Source organism: Geodermatophilus sp. CPCC 205506 (assembly GCF_051383635.1).
In the GTDB taxonomy this organism is placed as follows: domain Bacteria; phylum Actinomycetota; class Actinomycetes; order Mycobacteriales; family Geodermatophilaceae; genus Geodermatophilus.
Genome location: NZ_JALPKP010000005.1, coordinates 51,721 through 67,409 on the forward strand (window position 1 = coordinate 51,721; position 15,689 = coordinate 67,409).

Genomic DNA, 15,689 nt, shown 5'->3' on the forward strand with positions numbered 1-15,689 from the left:
TTCCGTGTCGCGGTCAGCCGGTCGCCGCGGCCACCTGGTCCAGCGGCACGTCGAGGTCGGCCAGCCGCGCCGGGTCCACGGGCCGGCCGGACCGGATGAGCTCCTGGATCGGCTCGGTGACGTCCCAGACGTTGACGTTCATGCCCGCCGTCACCCGCCCCTCGGCCAGCCAGAACGCCACGAAGGCGCCGCTGTCGGCGTCGCCCCGGCAGACCACGGTGTCCTCGGGGGAGGCGAGGCCGGAGTACTCCATGCCCCAGTCGTACTGGTCGGTGAAGAAGTACGGCACCCGCTCGTAGACGACGTCCCGGCCGAGCATCGACCGCGCGGCCGCCGGCCCGCCGTTCAGGGCGTTGGCCCAGTGCTCGACCCGCACGTGGCGGTCGTACAGCGGGTGGAACGACGCCGCCACGTCGCCCGCGGCGAACACGTCGGGTGCCGCCGTCGCCAGGGCCGAGTCGGTGACGACGCCGTTGTCGGTCGCGAGCCCGGCCGCCGCGGCGAGGTCGGTGTTCGGCGCCGCCCCCACACCGACGACGACGAGGTCGGCGGGCAGTCCGGCGTGCCCGTCGGTGACGACCGAGACCGTCCCGTCCCCGGCCGGCCGGATCTCGCGCACCGTCGTGGTGGTGAACAGGTCGACGCCGTGCTCCCGGTGCAGCCCCGCGAAGACGGCGCCCAGCTCCCGGCCCAGCACTCCGAACAGCGGGGCCGGCTGCGGCTCCAGGACGGTCACCTCGTTGCCGTAGGTGCTGGCGGCCGCGGCCACCTCCATGCCGATCCAGCCGGCGCCGACCACCACGACCCGGCGCCCGCCCTCGGCGAGATCGCTCCGCAGCCGGTCGGCGTCGGGGAGGGTGCGCAGGTACCGGATGGTGTCGAGGTCGGCGCCGGGGACCGGCAGCCGGCGCGGCGAGGACCCGGTGGCCAGCAGGAGCTTGCCGTAGGTCAGCGCTTCCCCCGTGTCGAGCTCCAGCCGGTGCCCGGCCGGGTCGAGCCGGGTGGCCCGGACGCCGGTGCGCAGCTCGACGTCGTGCTCGGCATACCACCCCTCGTCGTGGACGTAGGCCTTCTCCCGGGCCGCCGCACCCAGCAGGTACTGCTTGGACAGCGGCGGTCGCTCGTAGGGGCGCTCGCTCTCGGCGCCGACCAGCACGACCGGCCCGTCGAAGCCCTCCTCGCGCAGGGTCTCGGCGGCCTTGGCGCCGGCCAGCCCGGCGCCGACGATCACGAACGGGTTCGAGGCGGGCATGGTGACCTCCGGATCGGATCAGGCGGTGGTTCCGGTCAGGGCGAAGAACTCGGCGCGGGAGCGGGCGTCGGGCCGGAGGACGCCGTGCAGCGCGGAGGTGACGGTGCGGGCGCCGGGCGCGCGGACGCCGCGCAGCGACATGCACAGGTGCTCGGCCTCGACCACCACCCCGACCCCGCGCGGGGCGAGGTGCTCCTGCAGCCAGTCGGCGACCTGCTGGGTGAGCCGCTCCTGGACCTGCAGGTCGCGCGCGAAGAGCTCGAGGACCCGCGCCAGCTTGGACAGCCCGAGGATCCGGCCGGCCGGCAGGTAGCCGATGTGGGCCACCCCGGAGAACGGCAGCAGGTGGTGCTCGCACAGGGAGCGGACCGGGATGTCCTTGGCGATGACCAGCTCGTCGTAGCCCTCGTTGGCGAAGGTGGTCAGGTCGAACGGCGGGCAGGTGAGCAGCTCGGCGAAGGACTCCGCCACCCGCCGCGGGGTCTCGGCCAGGTGCGGGGTGTCCGGGTCCCGCCCCAGGGCCCGCAGCAGCGCCGTCACGGCCTGTTGCGCCGCGGGGAGGTCGACGGCCTCGCGGGGCCGGACCACGTGCAGGTGGGTGGGCCGCTCCGCCGGGACGGCGGTCATGCCGGGGACGCTCATGCGCCGGCGTCCGCGTGGCGGGCGGGGGCGTAGCGGACCGCCAGCCGGGCCAGGGCCACGGCGCCGACGAGCAGGCCGAAGTCGCGGAGGGCGACGTCGTAGAACCCGGGGAAGGTCAGCAGGTTCACGATGATCCCGGCGAGCCAGGCCGCCACCAGCCAGCCGCCGAACCGCGGCGCCACCGCGACCACGACGCCGGCGAGCACCTCCACCACGCCGACGGCGTACATGGCCTGCTGGGCGGTGCCCGGCACGAGGTCGTCCACCCACGGGGCCAGGTAGGCCGGCCAGTCGGTGAGCAGGTTCGCGAACTTGTCCAGCCCGAAGGCGATCGGCGCCACGGTGAAGCCCGTGCGGAGCAGGAGGAACGCCTGCCGGGCAGGGTCGGCCGTGGTGGCCGGGGACCGGGTCACGTGGATCGTCATGGGGTCCTCCTTCTAAAACCAACACTGGTTAGAAGTAGAGACCTGGGTCACAGTCCTGTCAACCCCGGGCCGCGGCGTCCGCCCCGGGTTCGAGACGGACACAGCACCGGTCCGGCGCCGGGGCCAGGCGGGCCGCCCACCCCGTCCCCGGGACCGCCTCCAGCAGGCCCGCGAGCACCTGCAGGTTCATCCCGCACACCAGCTCGGTGTGCTCCCGCGCCAGCGCGTGGAACGGGCAGTTGGCGAGGGCGGTCGTGCCGTCCTCGGTGCGCGGCTCGAAGCCGGCGTCCTCCAGGACGCCGACCACGACCTCCCGGGCGGCCGCGCCGTCCTCGCCGGCGCGTGCGGCCGCGCCGAGCTCCCGGCCGCGGGCGCGGGCCCGCCGGCCGAGGACCACCCGCGGCGGCTCACCCGAGGCGTCGGCCTCCTCGAGCGCGCCGGCCAGGAGCTCGCCGGCGAGGTCGTACCGGCGCTCGGGCAGCGACACCGCGACCGAGCACTCCGCCCGCCGGTACAGCTTGGCCGGGCGGCCCGCCCCCGGCCCGGTGCGCCCCGACCGGCGCTCGAAGTGCGCCTCGAGCAGGCCGTCGGTGACGAGCTTGTCGAGGTGGAACGCCGTGGTGGCCCGGGGCAGCCCGAGCGCGCCGGCGGCCTCGTCGCGGCTCACCGGTGCCGGCTGGCGGACGACGTGGTCGTACAGCCGTCGCCGCGTCGGCTCGGCCAGCGTGGCGACCGCGGCCACCTGTGCGCTGCGGTCGGCGTCCATGCCGGCATTCTACGACTGACTCTCGTTGACGAAAGAGTGTCGGGCCTGCTCAGTCGAGCGCCAGGGCGGCCATCTCGGTGCGGCTGGCCACGCCCACCTTGGCGAAGACGTTGCGCAGGTGGAAGTCGATGGTGCGGGGGCTGAGGAACAGCTGGGCGGCGACGTCCCGGTTCGACAGGCCCTGGCGCACCAGTCGGACCACCTGCTGTTCCTGGGGGGTGAGCTCTGGCGCGGCCACGGCATCCCGGCGGCGGGCCGTCTCCCCCGAGGCGCGCAGCTCCTGCCGTGCCAGCTCCGCCCACGGCGCGGCGCCGAGGTCCTCGAACGCGGCGAGGGCCGCGCGCAGGTGCGGCCGGGCGTCCACCCGCCGCCGGGCCCGGCGCAGCGCGCGACCGTAGGCGAGCTGGGTGCGGGCCCGCGACGGCAGCCGCGGCGAGTCCTCGTGCGCGGCCAGCGCCGCGCGGAAGTGTCCCTCGGCCTCCTCGCCCTCGGCGAGCACCGCCCGCCCGTGCGCGGCCACGGCCGCCGCCCAGGCCGCGCCGGTGCCCTCGGCGAAGGCGGTGAGGTCGGCGACCCGCTGCCGCGCGAGGTCGTCCCTGCCGGCCCGGACGGCCGCCTCCACCCGGTCCACCGCGGCCAGGTGCGCGACCGGCAGGGAGCCCAGCCGCTCCAGCGGTCGCAGTGCGGCGGCCGGGTCGGCGGCGTCGAGCAGCCCGCGGGCCCAGCGGGCCAGGTCGGTGACCAGCTCGGTGACGATGCCCAGGGCGGAGCTCGCCACGATGGCCTCGACCGCCGCCGGGTGCCGGGTCGCCCGGGCGGTCTCGCCGCGCAGCGCCGCGAGGACGGCGAGCACGGCGGTGGGCCAGGCGGCGAGCACCGGCTGCCCGGAGTTCTCGGCGAGGGTCAGCGCCTCGCCGGCCCCTGCGGCGGCCGCACTCCACCGCCCGGTGGCCAGCTCGGGGATGTTCCGGCGGGTCAGCGCGTGCACCGTCGTGACCAGGCCGCCGGTGTCGCGCGCGTGGTGCAGCAGCCGGTCCTGGAGCCGCAGCGCCACGTCGTCGTCACCGAGGAAGTAGGCCGCCACGCCGAGGTTGATCAGCACGTCCTCGTCGCGGACGCCGTCGATCCGGTCGGCAAGGTCCACGGCCGCCCGCAGGGACGCCGTCGAGCGCCGCCAGTCCCGGCGCGGCACCGCGGACAGGCCGTGGACCAGCGCGACCAGGCAGCGGTCGCGGTCGGGTGCGTCGGGTCCGGCGGGGGGCAGCAGCGCCGTGGGGTCGATCGGGCTGCCCGACCGGGCGCCGGACGCGGCCAGCGCGGCGCCGAGCAGCGCCAGGTCGCCGGCCTGCCGCCGGTCGTGCGGAGCGACCTCGGCGGCGGCCTCCAGCACCATCCGGTGCGCCTCGTCCTGGGAGGCGCCGTGGAACTCGAGGTGGGCCCGCAGCCGGCGCAGCTCGGCCCGCAGCCCCGGGTCGGCGGTGAGGGCCAGGCCCGCTTCGGCCAGCGCGCGTCCCCGCACCTGCTGGGCGGTCAGCCAGGCCGAGTGCGCGGCGCGGCACAGCCGCCGCGCCCGCTGCTCACCGGCAGGCGTCAGCTCCGCGGCGCGCTCCCACGCGGCGGACGCGGCCTCGTGCCCGCCCCGGGCCACGGCCCGCTCGGCGGCGGCGTCCAGCGCCGCGACCACGTCCTCGTCGGGCTCCTCCACCGACGCGGCCAGGTGCCAGGCCCGGCGGTCGGCGTCGTCGGGACCGGTCAGCGCCGCGGCCAGCGCGCGGTGCACCCGCCGCCGTCCGGAGCTGGTGGCCGCGCCGTAGACCGCGGACCGGACCAGCGGGTGGCGCAGCTCGACGGCCGCGCCCTCGACCCGCAGCAGCCCCGACCGCTCGGCCGCCTCCAGCCCGTCGTCGCCCACGCCCAGCCCCTGCGCCGCCTGCCGGACCACGGCCGCGCGGCCGGAGTCGTCTGCGGCCGCCACCAGCAGCAGCTGCTGCGCCTCGGCCGGCAGCCGGCGGCAGCGGTCGAGGAACGCCCGCTCCACACCGCCGGTGAGCGGCAGCCGCTCGGGCAGCGGTGCGGCGCCGGAGAGCTGCTCGGCGGTGAGTGCCTCGGCCAGTTCGACCAGTGCCAGGGGGTTGGCGCCGGTGCCGGCCAGCAGTGCGTCGCGGACCTCGGCCGGCACCGGCACCCCGGCGCGCTCGCTGAGCAGCGCGCCGGCCGCCTCGCGGTCGATGCCGCCCAGCTCGAGTGCCGGCAGGTCGCCGCTGTCGAAGCCCCGGACGTCACCGGTGCGGGCGGCGAAGAGCAGCGCGACCCGCTCGTTCTGCAGCCGCCGTGCGACGAACAGCAGGGCGGCCGCCGACGCGTCGTCCAGCCAGTGGGCGTCGTCGACCACGGCCAGCACCGGCGTCTGCTCGGCCGCCTCGGCCAGCACGCTCAGCGCGGCGAGGAAGACGAGGAACCGGTCGGCCTCGCCACCGGCCTGCTCGCCGAACGCGGTGCGCAGGGCATGGGCTTGCGGCGGGGGCAGCCGGTCGGCACAGGCCATGACCGGGCGCAGCAGCCGGTGCAGGGCGGCGAAGGCCAGCGGCGACTCCGACTCGATCCCCTGCGTGCGCAGCACCGTGTCGGCGGTCGCGCGGGCGACGGTGTCGGCCAGCAGCGCGGACTTGCCCACCCCGGGCTGGCCGCGCAGCACCAGGGCTCCGCCCCGGCCGGCGGCGGCGTCCTCGAGCAGCGCGGCGACGGCGGCCCGCTCCCGCTCCCGGCCCTGCAGCACGCGGACGAGCCTAGATCGCCCCTCCCGCGATGATCATGGGGTTGTCGCCGTCGGACACGCGGTGGTGGGGCGCGTCGTCGAGCAACAGTCCCATGATCATCGCGGCAGGGGGCGGTGCAGGGCGGTGCGGGCGCTGGAGGGCACGATCCTGCGCGGGGAGTGAGCGATCCCACACTTCCGCCCGGGGACAACGGCCCTGGCCCTCGCGACCGCGGTCGGCCAGGCTGCCGCGCCATGACAGCCGTACGTGACCTGGTGGGCGAGACCGCGGACACCCTGGCGCGCCAGCAGGCGCGCGTCGACCTCCTGGTGGCCCGCGCGTCCGCCACGGACCGGTGGGACGCGCGCCTGTCCGCCGCGGACCGCGCCCGCCTGGTCCGGATGGGCCACTTCCCGGAGTACGCCGCGGAACTGGACTGGACGCCGCGCGAGGTCGCCGGCCACCTGCGCGACAGCGCGCTGGTGTTCACCGAGCGCATCTACCGGCTGCGCACGGAGTCCGAGCCGCTGCTGGCCGACTTCGTCCCGCACGAGCCGGCCCGGGTCGCCGGCTACCGCGCCGTTCCGCCGGTACAGCTGGCCGAGCAGCTGCGGACGGCGCAGGCGGCGCTGTTCGGCAGCGTGGCGGACCTGGCGCCCGCCGACCTCGACAGCGCCGGGGTGCACGCCGTGGACGGCCCGGTCACGATCGCCGGCCTGCTGGCGTTCCTGCCCGGCCACCAGCGCGACCACGCCGACCAGCTGGCCGCCCTGCTGGGGAGGTGACCCGCCCGCTCGACGGTCGGGTCGCCCTCGTCACCGGCGCCAGCCGGCGCATCGCCATCGGCGCGGCGGTCGCCCGGCGCCTGGTCGCCGACGGAGCCGCGGTGCTCGTCCACTCGTGGTCCCCGCACGACGCCGAGCAGCCCTGGGGCGCGGACCCGGGCGGCGCGGAGGCCCTGGTCGCCGAGATGCGGGCGGCCGGCGGCCGGGTGGCGCACGTCGCCGCCGACCTGGCCGACGCCGCGGCACCGGCCCGGCTGGTCGACGCCGCCTGCCAGGAGTTCGGCCGGCTCGACGTCCTCGTCGCCAACCACGCGCGCAGCAGCGCCCAGTCCCTCGAGCAGGTGACCGCCGAGGAGCTCGACCTCACCTACGCGGTGAACACCCGGGCCACGCTGCTGCTGGTGCAGGCCCTCGCCGCCCGCCACGACGGCCGGCCCGGCGGGCGGGTCCTGACCTTCACCTCGGGGCAGTACGCCGGCGCGATGCCGGCGGAGCTGCCCTACATCGCCGCCAAGGCCGCCCTGCACCAGCTCACCCGGAGCCTCGCGGTGCACCTGATGCCCCGCGGGATCACCGTGAACTGCGTCGACCCCGGACCCAACGACACCGGCTACGCCGACGCGGACCTGCGCGCGCGGGTCGCCGGGGCCAACCCCGGGGGCCGGTGGAGCACCCCGGACGACACCGCCCGCCTCGTCGCCTGGCTGGTCGGTGACGAGGCCGCGTGGGTCACCGGGCAGGTCATCGCCTCGGACGGCGGCTGGTCGGCACGCTGACCGCGGGGGCAGAAGTGGCCACTTCGGCCCCTCCCCGGTGATCGACCTGGCGGTTTCCCCGGCGCGACAACCGGTGCCCTGACCGGAGTCTCGGATCGTCCGATCCACCCGACTCCCCCAGGAGCCCGCCGTGTTGACCAGCACCCCCCGCACGTTCATCGGGACGACGTCCTTCCAGGTCACCGGGATGACCTGCGCCCACTGCGAGCGTGCCGTCACCGAGGAGATCAGCCGCGTCGACGGCGTCCGCAGCGTCGCCGTCGACCTCGCCCGCGGCACCGTCACCGTCGCGGTCGACGCAGCCGTCGACCGCGCGGACATCGCCGCCGCCGTCGACGAGGCCGGCTACGCCCTCGTCCCCTGACCCGCCCCCTGCCCGGAGAGGAGCCACCCGTGTCCCCCCTGCACACCCCCGTCCACCCGTCCGACGCGCCGCACCGCTCGCGGCGCACCCGCAGGCTCGTCCTGCACTACCTGGAGATGGTCGTCGCCATGGCCGTCGGGATGGTCGCCCTGCACCCGGTGTGGCAGTTCGTCCTCGACGCCTTCGGCGCCGGCGCCGTCCTCGACCGCCCGGAGCCGATGGCCCTGGTGATGGCGACCAACATGACGATCGGGATGACCGCGGTCATGCGGTGGCGGCGGCACAGCTGGCGGGCGTGCGCCGAGATGGGCGCGGCGATGTACCTGCCGTTCGTCGTCCTCTTCGTCCCGATGTGGGCCGGCGTGCTGTCCACCGGCGGCCTGATGCTCTGGGGGCACGCGCTGATGCTGGTCGCGATGGCCGGCGTGATGGCGCTGCGCCCGTCCGAGTACGCGCACTGCTGACGGTCCGCGGGCGCCGTCCGGATCTAGCATGGAAACGCCGTCACGAGGGCGCCGCGGCCACGGGCGCGACCTGCGCGTCCGGCCGCGGGGCCGCCGGCGGAGGGCGAGATGGACGCCGTTCTGGCAGTGCTCGCGGTGGTGGTCATCGGCCTGCTCGTGCTGGTGGGCGCCAGCATCCGGGTGGTGAAGCAGTACGAGCGGGGAGTGGTGCTCCGCCTCGGCCGGCTGCGCGGCGACGCCCGCTCCCCCGGCCTCACCGTCATCGCCCCGGCCATCGACCGCATGCACAAGGTCAACATGCAGATCGTCACGATGCCGGTCCCGGCGCAGGAGGGCATCACCCGCGACAACGTCACCGTCAAGGTGGACGCCGTCGTCTACTTCCGCGTCTTCGACCCGGTCCGGGTGGTCGTCGACGTGCAGAACTACGAGGCCGCGATCGGCCAGGTGGCGCAGGCGTCGCTGCGCTCGATCATCGGCAAGAGCGACCTCGACGACCTGCTGTCCAACCGGGAGCGGCTCAACCAGGGCCTGGAGCTGATGATGGACAGCCCCGCCGTCGACTGGGGCGTGCACATCGACCGGGTCGACATCAAGGACGTCGCGCTGCCGGAGTCGATGAAGCGCTCGATGTCCCGGCAGGCCGAGGCCGAGCGGGAGCGCCGGTCCCGGGTGATCACCGCCGAGGGCGAGCTGCAGGCGTCGCAGAAGCTGGCGCAGGCGGCCCAGGTGATGCACACCCAGCCGGCCGCGCTGCAGCTGCGCCTGCTGCAGACCGTGGTCGAGGTGGCCGCGGAGAAGAACTCCACGCTCGTCCTGCCCTTCCCCGTCGAGCTGCTGCGGTTCCTCGAACGGTCCACCCCGGCGGCACCCGAGGCCGACGCCCCGCCGGCCCCCGAGGCCGTCGCCCCGCCGGCCGTGGACGGCGTGCCGGCGCCGCGGGCGACCGCCCAGGCCGGCTGACCTGCCCCGCCTGGCCGGGCACCCCGGGCGGCGGCCAGGATGGGCGGCGTGACCGAATCCCCGCCGGTTCAACTCCGGGTGGCCCTGGCCCAGGTCGACACCCGCGTCGGCGACCTCCCCGGCAACGCCGAGCTGGTGACCCGCTGGACGGCGAAGGCCGCCGAGGCCTCCGCCCACCTCGTCGTCTTCCCCGAGATGACGCTGACCGGGTACCCGCCCGAGGACCTCGTGCTGCGCGAGTCCTTCGCCGCCGCCAGCGAGTCCGCCGTCGTCGACCTCGCCGCCTCCCTCGCCGACCAGGGCCTGGGCGGCATCGCCGTCGTCGTCGGCTACCTCGCGCACACCCAGGGGGCCGGCCCGGCGCCGGTCGAGTCGATGCCCGAGGACGACCGCCCGGCCGACGCCAACCCCCGGCGCGGCGCGCCGCGGAACGCCGCCGCGCTGCTGTTCGGCGGCGAGGTCGTCGTCCGCTACTACAAGCGGCACCTGCCCAACTACGGCGTCTTCGACGAGGCGCGCTACTTCGTGCCCGGCACCGAGCTGCCGGTCGTCCGGCTGCACGGGATCGACGTGGCACTGACCGTCTGCGAGGACCTGTGGGTCGAGGGCGGCCCGTGCGGGGTGGCCGGGCAGGCCGGCGTCGACCTCGTCGTCTCCCCCAACGCCTCCCCCTACGAGCGGGCCAAGGACGACCTGCGGCTGCCGCTGGTCCGCCGCCGCGCCGCCGAGGCGCGGGCCACCGTCGTCTACTGCAACCAGGTCGGCGGGCAGGACGAGCTCGTCTTCGACGGCGACTCGATGGCCGTCGCGCCGGACGGCGAGCTGCTGGGCCGGGCGCCGCAGTTCGTCGAGCACCTGCTCACCGTCGACCTCACCATCGACCCGTCGGCGGTGCCCGAGCGCCGGGAGGGCCGGATCGGGCCGATGACGGTGACCCGGCACGTGGTGTCCGAGGAGCCGGTGGCGGCGTTCGAGACCCGGCCGCCGTCGATCGTCGAGGCCCTGGAGGACTGCGAGGAGGTCTGGCGGGCGCTGGTCCTCGGCCTCCGGGACTTCATCGACAAGAACGGCCTGCCCTCGGTGGTGCTCGGCCTCTCCGGCGGCATCGACTCCGCGGTCGTCGCGGCGCTGGCGGTCGACGCACTGGGCGCCGACCGGGTGTACGGCGTCGGGCTGCCCTCGAAGTACTCCAGCGAGCACTCGCTGGCCGACGCCGAGGACCTCGCGAAGCGGACCGGGCTGCACTACTCCGTCGTGCCGATCGCGCCGATGGTCGACGCGTACCACGGCTCGGTGGACCTCCACGGGGTCGCGGCGGAGAACCTGCAGGCGCGGGTGCGCGGCACGCTGCTGATGGGCCTGTCCAACCAGCACGGCCACCTCCTGCTGACCACCGGCAACAAGAGCGAGATCGCCGTCGGGTACTCCACCCTCTACGGCGACTCGGCCGGCGGGTTCGGGCCGATCAAGGACGTCCCCAAGACCCTCGTCTGGGAGCTGGCCCGCTGGCGCAACGCGTACGCCCTCGACCGCGGCGAGACCGAGCCGATCCCGCGGAACTCCATCGAGAAGCCACCGTCGGCCGAGCTGGCGCCCGGGCAGGTGGACACCGACTCGCTCCCCTCGTACGAGGAGCTGGACGCCGTCGTCGCCGACTACGTCGACCGCGACCTCGGGATGGCCGAGCTGCTCGAGCGCGGCCACGACCCCGAGGTGGTGGCCCGCGTGCTCCGTCTGGTCGACGCCGCCGAGTTCAAGCGCCGGCAGTCGGCACCGGGAACGAAGATCAGCCTGAAGGCGTTCGGACGTGATCGGCGGCTGCCCATCTCCAACCGCTGGCGGGAGAGCCTTCCGAGCGTCCGCGAAGGAGCGGCCCAGTCATGACGGAGTCGGTGCTGTACGGCGGGACCTCCTCGGCCCGGGTGCGGGTGCACCACCTGCAGCAGGCCAAGGAGCGCGGCGAGAAGTGGGCGATGCTCACCGCCTACGACACGGTGAGCGCGTCGGTGTTCGAGGAGGCCGGCATCCCGGTGCTCCTGGTGGGCGACTCCGCCGGCAACGTCGTCCTCGGGCACACCTCCACGGTCCCGGTGACCGTCGAGGACATCCTGCTGATGACCAAGGCGGTCACCCGCTCGACCACGCGGCCGCTGATCGTGGCCGACCTGCCGTTCGGCAGCTACGAGGCCGGCCCGCAGCAGGCGCTGGCGACGTCGGTCCGGCTGATGAAGGAGGGCGGCGCGCAGGCGGTCAAGCTCGAGGGCGGGGTGCGGGTGGCCCCGCAGATCCGGCTGCTGACCGAGAACGGCATCCCCGTGATGGCGCACGTGGGGTTCACGCCGCAGAGCGAGCACGCCCTCGGCGGCTTCCGGGTGCAGGGCCGCGGCGCGGGCGCCGACCAGCTGCTGGCCGACGCGCACGCCGTCCAGGAGGCCGGCGCGTTCGCCGTCGTCCTCGAGATGGTGCCGGCCGAGATCGCCGGGCAGGTCACCAAGGAGCTGACCATCCCGACCATCGGCATCGGGGCCGGCGTCGACTGCGACGCCCAGGTGCTGGTCTGGCCGGACATGGCCGGGCTGACCGGCGGCCGGGTCCCCCGGTTCGTGAAGAAGTACGCCGACCTGCGCGCCGAGCTGCTGCGCGCGGCCCGGGAGTACGCCGACGAGGTGCACGCGGGCACGTTCCCGGGACCCGAGCACTCCTTCGAGTAGCCCCTCCCGGTTGCCCCGGCCGCCCGACCGGGACGCACTGCCGGCGTTCCTCGTCCGTTGCGGGTCCTGCAGGACGGGCAGTGCGCGGAGAACGCCGGCAACGGCGCGGTGGAGGCTTGCCCCGGCCCGGCGCCCGCAGACACCCTGGCGGCATGCGGGTGCTCCTGGTCGCCGCACCGCTGACCGGGCACGTGCTGCCGCTGGTGCCGCCGGCTCGGGCGCTGCGCGACGCCGGGCACGACGTCCTGTTCGCCACCGCCGCCGAGGGCGTCGACGTGGTGCGCCGGGCCGGCCTGCCCGCGCACGACGTCGCGCCCGGGCTCAGCATGCGCAGGGCCTTCGTCGCGCCGCTGCTCCGCCATCCGGTCCGCATCGGCCGCATGGTCGCCGGCGACGAGGGCACCGACGGCGTCGGCCTGCTGTTCGCGTCCGTCAGCGGCCGGATGGCGGCCGGGACGGTCGCACTGGCCCGGGACTGGCGGCCGGACCTGGTGCTGCACGAGGGGCTGGCCGCCGCCGGCGCGCTGGCCGCGGCACGGTGCGGCGTCCCCTCGGTCCTCGTCGACGCCCTGGTGTTCGACGGGTGGGCACTGTTCCGCGCCGTCGCCGGGAACCTTGTCCGGCCCGGCGCCGGCGTGCTGCCGGAGCCGGTCGACGCCGTCGTCGCGATCCCGCCCAGCCTGGCCGGCGAGCGCCGCGGCCGCCCGATGCGCTACGTGCCCGCGTCGGGCACCGGCGGGCTGCCCGCCGACCTCCGCCTGCCCCGCGACCGGCCGACCCTGCTGGTCAGCCGGTCCACCGTGGACGACCCCCGGCCGGACCGGCTGATGAGCCGCGTGGTCGAGGCCGCCGCGGGCGCCGACGTCGACGTCGTCCTCGTCCGGCCCGACCGGCGCGCGACGCGGAAGCCGTTGCCGGCCAACGTCACGACGACGGACTGGCTGCCGTTCGGCGATGCGTTCCCGCTGGTCGCCGGCGTCGTCCACCACGGGGGCGCGGGGACGTTGATGACCGCGCTCGTCGCCGGGGTACCCCAGATCGTGGTGCCGGGCGCGGGCGACCGGACCGCCCACGCCCGCCTGCTGGCCCGGCGGGGCGCCGGCCTGGCCGTGCCGCTCGCTGAGCTGGATGCCGCGACGCTCGAGCGGCTGGTCGGCGACGCGTCACTGACCGCGAACGCCCGCGAGGTGGCCGCCGAGATCGCCGCGATGCCGCACCCGGCCGAGGTGGTGCCCCACCTGGAGGCGCTCGCCGCCCGGTGAGCCGCGGCGTCAGACGTCGGTGATGCGGACCCCGGCGTGCGCCTTGTACCGGCGGTTGACCGAGACCAGGTTGATCGTCAGCGCCTCGACCTGGCGGGCGTTGCGCAGCCGCCCCGCGTAGACACCGCGCATGCCGGGCAGCCGGCCGGCCAGCGCCTGCACCGTGTCGGTCGCCTCGCGCACGTCGCCGACCACCATGACGTCGCCGTCGAGGGTGGGCTTCGAGAGGTCCTCGAGCAGGACGGCCGACAGGTGGTGGAAGGCGCCGACCACGTCCGAGTCGGGCAGCAGCGCGGCCGCCTGCTGCGCCACCGACCCCTCGGGGACGTCGAGCACGTAGGCGCCGAGCTCGTCGAAGGCCATGGGGACGACGCAGTCGACGACGACCTTCCCGGCCAGCGGGGTGGCCAGCTCGGCGATCGTGTCGGCGTGCCCGGCGAAGGGGACGGCGATGATCACCAGGTCCGCGGCGCCGGCCACGTCGAGGTTCGACCCGCCCTGCACCGAGACCTCCTCGCCGCCCGCGGCCGCCGTGGCCCGGGTGGCGACGTCCGCGGCGACGGACGCACACCGCTCGGCGTCGCGTGACCCCAGCAGCACGCGCTGCCCCGCCGCGGCGAGCCGGACGGCGAGTCCGCGGCCCTGCGGACCGGTCCCGCCGAGCACACCGACGACCAGGTCCTCCACCGAACGCCCGTCAGTCACGTCGCCACCTCTCGCGCGCCGGACCGCCCGGCGCTCCGGTCCCGATCATGCCTTGGTGGCGGACCGGCACGGCCACCCTCCGGGGGCCCGCGCCGGGCGGGGGGTCCTTCGTCAGTCGCCCTCCCAGTCCCGGTCCTCGGAGGTGAGCCGCTCCTCCCGCTCGGCCACCGACTGCAGCGCGTGCTCGGCCTCCTCGCGGGTGGCGTACGGACCGAGCCGGTGCCGCTCCGCGCAGCCGTCCCGGTCCTCGACGGTGTGGTGCTTGAGGCAGTAGAACCACGGGCCCTGCGCCATGTGCGCCCTCCTCCGCGTCGGGTCTGTGCGGCCCACCCTGCCACCGCCGGGCCGCGCCGGTCAGAAGGACTCCGGGGAGGTCTGGTGGTGGTGCGGCGCGGCGCCGGGGCTGTGCGGGTCGAGCCGGTACTCCACCAGGCCGAACCGGCCGGCGGTGGCCGCGCCGGGCGCCACCATCCGCAGCGCGGCGGGGCCGGACGCCGTGAGCGGGGTGGTCGGCCAGCATGCGGACGTCGACCAGACCCGGCTACGGGTGGGACATGGCCGCCACCCTGGCCTCGCGGGATGCGCACGTCCATCGCGAGACCAACGCGTTTCGCCGGAGTGTGCGAAGTCACACTACCGATGCCGCCAGTGGTGCATGCTTGTTCTGTGACCGGGGGGCGACGCAAGGGCACCGACACACTGACGCGGCGGCACGACGCGTCCGTCGGCCGAGGACCGGAGCACCGTATCGCGGCGCTGACCCTCGCCGCGCTGACGGCTGTCGCCGGCCTGATCGGCACGGCGAACCTGTTCATCGACGGGACCCTGCACCACGGCGCCACCCGGATCAGCTACACCGCCGCGATGGGCGCCTGCCTGGTGGCCGCGGTGGCGCTGGCCGTGCGGCAGCGGGCGGGCCGGGCGCAGACGTTCGGGCTGGTGCTGCTCTGCCAGGTCGTCTACGTGATCGTCGTCCTCAGCGTCGCCGAACCGGCGCAGGCGACGCCGCTCATGCTGCTCTTCCCGTCATTCGTCGCCGCCTGGTTCCTCGGCCCCTGGATGTTCGGCGCCACCATGCTGGCGACGGTCGTGGCCTGCTCGATCGCGTTGCAGCACTCCTACGACGGCCCCCTGCTGATCACCTTCCAGGTCGTGATCAGTGCCGGCGTCCTGAACCTGGCGTCGTTCGGCGTCTTCGTGCTCCGCCGCAGGGTGCAGCGGCTGCTGGCCGCCACCCAGGCGCTGTCCCACCAGGACCCGCTCACCGGGCTGTCCAACCGGCGCTACCTGGTCGAGCAGGCGCCGCGGGTGTGGCGCCAGGCCCGCCGCGACGGGTCCCGGGTGGCCGCGATGGTGCTCGACCTCGACCACTTCAAGCAGCTCAACGACGCCCACGGGCACGCGGCGGGCGACGCCGTGCTGCGCGCGGTGGCGACGTCGCTGGCGGCGACGGTGCGACCCACCGACGTGCTGGCCCGCGTCGGCGGCGAGGAGCTCATCGTGCTCGGGCTGGTCAGCGACTCCTCCGAGGCCGGCCGGCTGGCCGAGCGGCTGCGCTCGGCGGTCTCCGGCAGCCGCACCGCCGACGGCCACTCGGTGACCGCGTCCATCGGCATGTCGCTGGTCCGGCCGGTCGACGGGGAGGACGCCGCCGCGGCGATGTGGCGGCTGGTCGACGAGGCCGACGGGGCGATGTACGAGGCCAAGCAGGCCGGCCGGAACCGCGTCGCCGCCGTCCTCCCCCGCCAGCGCACCGTGCGCCTGCAGGACAACCGCCCGCACGAGGACGCGTCCGCCGCCGGCCCGGCCTGACGACGG

At 75.9% G+C, this 15,689-nt stretch carries 16 protein-coding genes; 9 read left to right on the forward strand and 7 right to left on the reverse strand.

From position 1 onward, the window contains the following. Window positions 1-13: 13 nt before the first annotated feature. The 5 genes from MY520_RS04240 to MY520_RS04260 are packed head-to-tail and all read right to left on the reverse strand — an operon-like array spanning window position 14 to window position 5,861. Window positions 14-1,252, reverse strand: a complete 1,239-nt coding sequence (locus tag MY520_RS04240) for an NAD(P)/FAD-dependent oxidoreductase (RefSeq protein WP_436690414.1) — start codon at window positions 1,250-1,252, stop codon at window positions 14-16. 18 nt (window positions 1,253-1,270) lie between these two features. Then, complete coding sequence (folE, locus tag MY520_RS04245; protein WP_436690416.1) at window positions 1,271-1,879, reverse strand: GTP cyclohydrolase I FolE; 609 nt, start codon at window positions 1,877-1,879, stop codon at window positions 1,271-1,273. Between the two features lie 11 nt (window positions 1,880-1,890). Further along, a complete protein-coding gene (locus tag MY520_RS04250) occupies window positions 1,891-2,319 on the reverse strand; it encodes a hypothetical protein (RefSeq protein WP_436690418.1) in 429 nt (142 codons plus the stop codon). Window positions 2,320-2,377: 58 nt separating this feature from the next. Continuing rightward, window positions 2,378-3,085, reverse strand: coding sequence for a helix-turn-helix transcriptional regulator (locus tag MY520_RS04255; RefSeq protein ID WP_436690420.1), 708 nt, complete (start codon window positions 3,083-3,085; stop codon window positions 2,378-2,380). Window positions 3,086-3,134: 49 nt separating this feature from the next. Beyond that, window positions 3,135-5,861 carry an ATP-binding protein gene (locus MY520_RS04260; RefSeq protein ID WP_436690422.1) on the reverse strand — a complete coding sequence of 909 codons (2,727 nt, stop codon included), beginning with the start codon at window positions 5,859-5,861 and terminating at the stop codon, window positions 3,135-3,137. 234 nt (window positions 5,862-6,095) lie between these two features. Here MY520_RS04260 and MY520_RS04265 point away from each other — a divergent pair, with 234 nt between their 5' ends. The 8 genes from MY520_RS04265 to MY520_RS04300 all read left to right on the forward strand — a co-directional run bounded on the left by MY520_RS04265 (window position 6,096) and on the right by MY520_RS04300 (window position 13,166). After that, entirely contained in the window at window positions 6,096-6,626 is a 531-nt protein-coding gene (locus tag MY520_RS04265) for a DinB family protein (protein WP_436690424.1), read from the forward strand. Continuing rightward, complete coding sequence (locus MY520_RS04270; RefSeq protein WP_436690426.1) at window positions 6,623-7,402, forward strand: SDR family oxidoreductase; 780 nt, start codon at window positions 6,623-6,625, stop codon at window positions 7,400-7,402. The genes MY520_RS04265 and MY520_RS04270 overlap by 4 nt, the downstream gene beginning before the upstream one ends. A gap of 130 nt (window positions 7,403-7,532) precedes the next feature. Beyond that, window positions 7,533-7,766 (forward strand): heavy-metal-associated domain-containing protein, encoded by a 234-nt coding sequence (locus tag MY520_RS04275; RefSeq protein ID WP_436690428.1) that lies wholly within the window; start codon window positions 7,533-7,535, stop codon window positions 7,764-7,766. Between the two features lie 29 nt (window positions 7,767-7,795). Further along, the gene (locus MY520_RS04280; RefSeq protein ID WP_436690430.1) at window positions 7,796-8,230 is read left to right on the forward strand and encodes a hypothetical protein; all 435 of its coding nucleotides are present in this window, start codon (window positions 7,796-7,798) and stop codon (window positions 8,228-8,230) included. A gap of 108 nt (window positions 8,231-8,338) precedes the next feature. After that, on the forward strand, window positions 8,339-9,193 hold the full coding sequence (locus MY520_RS04285) for a slipin family protein (RefSeq protein ID WP_436690432.1): 855 nt from the start codon (window positions 8,339-8,341) through the stop codon (window positions 9,191-9,193). Window positions 9,194-9,241: 48 nt separating this feature from the next. Beyond that, complete coding sequence (locus MY520_RS04290) at window positions 9,242-11,077, forward strand: NAD+ synthase (protein ID WP_436690434.1); 1,836 nt, start codon at window positions 9,242-9,244, stop codon at window positions 11,075-11,077. Beyond that, window positions 11,074-11,904, forward strand: a complete 831-nt coding sequence (panB, locus tag MY520_RS04295) for a 3-methyl-2-oxobutanoate hydroxymethyltransferase (protein WP_436690436.1) — start codon at window positions 11,074-11,076, stop codon at window positions 11,902-11,904. Before MY520_RS04290 ends, panB begins: the two co-directional genes overlap by 4 nt. A gap of 152 nt (window positions 11,905-12,056) precedes the next feature. Further along, on the forward strand, window positions 12,057-13,166 hold the full coding sequence (locus MY520_RS04300; protein WP_436690438.1) for a nucleotide disphospho-sugar-binding domain-containing protein: 1,110 nt from the start codon (window positions 12,057-12,059) through the stop codon (window positions 13,164-13,166). A gap of 9 nt (window positions 13,167-13,175) precedes the next feature. Here the strand turns inward: MY520_RS04300 and npdG are convergent, their stop codons facing one another. Both npdG and MY520_RS04310 read right to left on the reverse strand, forming a co-directional pair. After that, complete coding sequence (gene npdG / locus MY520_RS04305) at window positions 13,176-13,871, reverse strand: NADPH-dependent F420 reductase (protein WP_436690440.1); 696 nt, start codon at window positions 13,869-13,871, stop codon at window positions 13,176-13,178. 111 nt (window positions 13,872-13,982) lie between these two features. Further along, complete coding sequence (locus MY520_RS04310; RefSeq protein ID WP_436690442.1) at window positions 13,983-14,165, reverse strand: hypothetical protein; 183 nt, start codon at window positions 14,163-14,165, stop codon at window positions 13,983-13,985. Window positions 14,166-14,537: 372 nt separating this feature from the next. Here MY520_RS04310 and MY520_RS04315 point away from each other — a divergent pair, with 372 nt between their 5' ends. Further along, window positions 14,538-15,683: a diguanylate cyclase gene (locus tag MY520_RS04315; RefSeq protein WP_436690444.1), complete on the forward strand. Its 1,146-nt coding sequence runs from the start codon at window positions 14,538-14,540 to the stop codon at window positions 15,681-15,683. Window positions 15,684-15,689: the final 6 nt, after the last annotated feature.

Bases quoted from the DNA above. Each gene is read 5' to 3' on its own strand.
- MY520_RS04240 (WP_436690414.1), bottom strand. From the start codon at position 1,252: ATGCCCGCCTCGAACCCGTTCGTGATCGTCGGCGCCGGGCTGGCCGGC.
- folE (WP_436690416.1), bottom strand. From the start codon at position 1,879: ATGACCGCCGTCCCGGCGGAGCGGCCCACCCACCTGCACGTGGTCCGG.
- MY520_RS04250 (WP_436690418.1), bottom strand. From the start codon at position 2,319: ATGACGATCCACGTGACCCGGTCCCCGGCCACCACGGCCGACCCTGCC.
- MY520_RS04255 (WP_436690420.1), bottom strand. From the start codon at position 3,085: ATGGACGCCGACCGCAGCGCACAGGTGGCCGCGGTCGCCACGCTGGCC.
- MY520_RS04265 (WP_436690424.1), top strand. From the start codon at position 6,096: ATGACAGCCGTACGTGACCTGGTGGGCGAGACCGCGGACACCCTGGCG.
- MY520_RS04285 (WP_436690432.1), top strand. From the start codon at position 8,339: ATGGACGCCGTTCTGGCAGTGCTCGCGGTGGTGGTCATCGGCCTGCTC.
- panB (WP_436690436.1), top strand. From the start codon at position 11,074: ATGACGGAGTCGGTGCTGTACGGCGGGACCTCCTCGGCCCGGGTGCGG.
- MY520_RS04300 (WP_436690438.1), top strand. From the start codon at position 12,057: ATGCGGGTGCTCCTGGTCGCCGCACCGCTGACCGGGCACGTGCTGCCG.
- MY520_RS04310 (WP_436690442.1), bottom strand. From the start codon at position 14,165: ATGGCGCAGGGCCCGTGGTTCTACTGCCTCAAGCACCACACCGTCGAG.